At 37.1% G+C, this 2,018-nt stretch carries 1 protein-coding gene; it reads right to left on the minus strand.

Annotation, left to right across the window (positions count from 1 at the left end; all coding sequences use genetic code 11):
- Nucleotides 1–2,018: PDZ domain-containing protein (locus tag QZ659_RS20480; protein WP_291728962.1), on the minus strand; the 2,018-nt coding region annotated here is incomplete at both ends.

A 2,018-nucleotide genomic window follows, 5' to 3' on the forward strand; every position in this document is an offset into this window, starting at 1 on the left:
GTTTCGGCATCCAAAATCGTAAGAAGCGTTCTTTCGTCTGCTTTTCTGTTCAAAAGAGTGTGATAGTTTGTTGTAGGAGTAATTTCTACGCCATCTATTTTTAAGATAATGTCCCCTGCTTTTACTTTTGTATTGGCTTTTTGAAGTGGACTTTTGTTCAATACTTCTGCAATTTTGAGCCCTTTACCCTTATGAGTTTCATCATAAAACGCTCCCAAAACAGCTGTCATATCACCATTTGAATCAAAATGACGGTAACGAGTTCCTGTGTGTGAAGCATTGAGTTCTCCTAAAAGTTCGCTACCCATTTCAGCAAAATCGTAATTGTTGTTGATATGAGGTAAGAAACGAGCATATTCTTTTTTATAAAAATCCCAATCTACACCGTGAATATCAGTTACATAAAATTTCTCACGCACTTGTCTCCACATGTGTTCGAACATATAGGCACGCTCTGCTGCTGCATTGAGTTTCATTTTAGCATCGATAGCAATAGGTTTTGGCGTATTTGAAGCCAAGTCAATTTTTTGCATATTTCCATCGGCGAGCACAAACAGATTTTTCCCTTCTTTATCTATTACCATACTAGCACGTCTAGCACCAAGTTTCGAAACAAGTTTAGTCTCTTTCTTTCTCAAATCTTCCATCCAAAGGTCTGCCCCTTTTTCAAAAGTGGTGAGGTAGTAGAGTTTGTCTCCGTCTGGTGTCAAGACTGCATCACTAAGCTGTGAAGCGTGGCTAGTAAGGCGTAATTTTCGGTCTTCGAAGCCTGTCCAATCAAATTTTAAAGGTTCTACTTTTTCATCCTTCTTTTCTTCCTTTTTGTCCTTATCGTCTTCGTCTTTTTTCTCATCTTTTTTGTTGTCGCTTTCTAATTCTTTCCACAGCGTATATTCTTCTTCCGACATCGTAAATTTTTTCCAAGCATCTTCTTCAAAGAACTGAATATAGGCATCGTATTCAGAACCCCAGCTTCCGTGTGAGCGCAGACCTTCTCTGTCAGAGAACCAATACATTGCCTTGCCTTTCATTGCAAAACGAGGAGTATTATCACTATAACCACTTTGAGTTAGGTTTTTTACTTCTTCTTTTCCTGTGGCAGCTACTAAACCTACTTGTGGAATCCACGCCTTATTAGGTTCATACGTAATCAAAAACCATTTTGAATCTGGAGACCATACATAATGTTGGTCGCCATCGGAATACGAATATGAAAGTTTGTCTGTAATGGTACGAACTTCTTTTGATGCTAAATTAATTACTTTCAATGCTTTACGGTCTTCGATATAAGCTACTTCTTTTCCATCTGGAGAGAAAAGAGGTTGAAAAGATTCGTTTTTGTTGTTGGTAAGTGCTGTTTCGTTCAAAAGTGTACTGGCATAAAAATATTTTTCTTCCTCACGAGCTAGTTTTGTTTGATAAACATTCCAACTTCCATTTCTTTCAGCTGAATAAATCAAAGCTGTTCCGTCATTATTAAAATCTACGTTGCGTTCTTGCTCTGGCGTATCAGTAATTCTTTTGGTATAGCCATTTTCTACTGCTGTTACGAATACTTCACCACGAACGATAAAAGCTATTTCTTTTCCATTTGGAGAAACCGACATATCTGTAATTCCACCTTTCAAATTTTTATAGACAATGTCATTATAACGATTGTCTTGTGAAATTTGAATCGCTACTTTTTGAGGAGCTGCGCCATCTTTCATTGTATAAATTTCGCCATTGTAGCCAAAACAAAGCGTTTTGTCATTAGAAACTGAAAGAAAACGAACAGGATGATTTTCTAATTTGGTTACTTGTGTCTGCGTACTTGGAGAAGAAGGATTCATTTTAAAAATGTTGATAGATTTTAAGCCTTTTTCACTCAAAAAATATACATCATCACCTACCCAAACTGGGTTACGGTCTTCTTCTTTGTTTTCTGTCAGCTGTGTATGAGTTTTACTTTCCATGTCATATACCCAAATGTCTCTTGCTACACTAGAAACATGGTGTTTTCTCCACTGGTCTTCATA

Origin of the sequence: Bernardetia sp., from assembly GCF_020630935.1 — a bacterium.
GTDB lineage: Bacteria > Bacteroidota > Bacteroidia > Cytophagales > Bernardetiaceae > Bernardetia.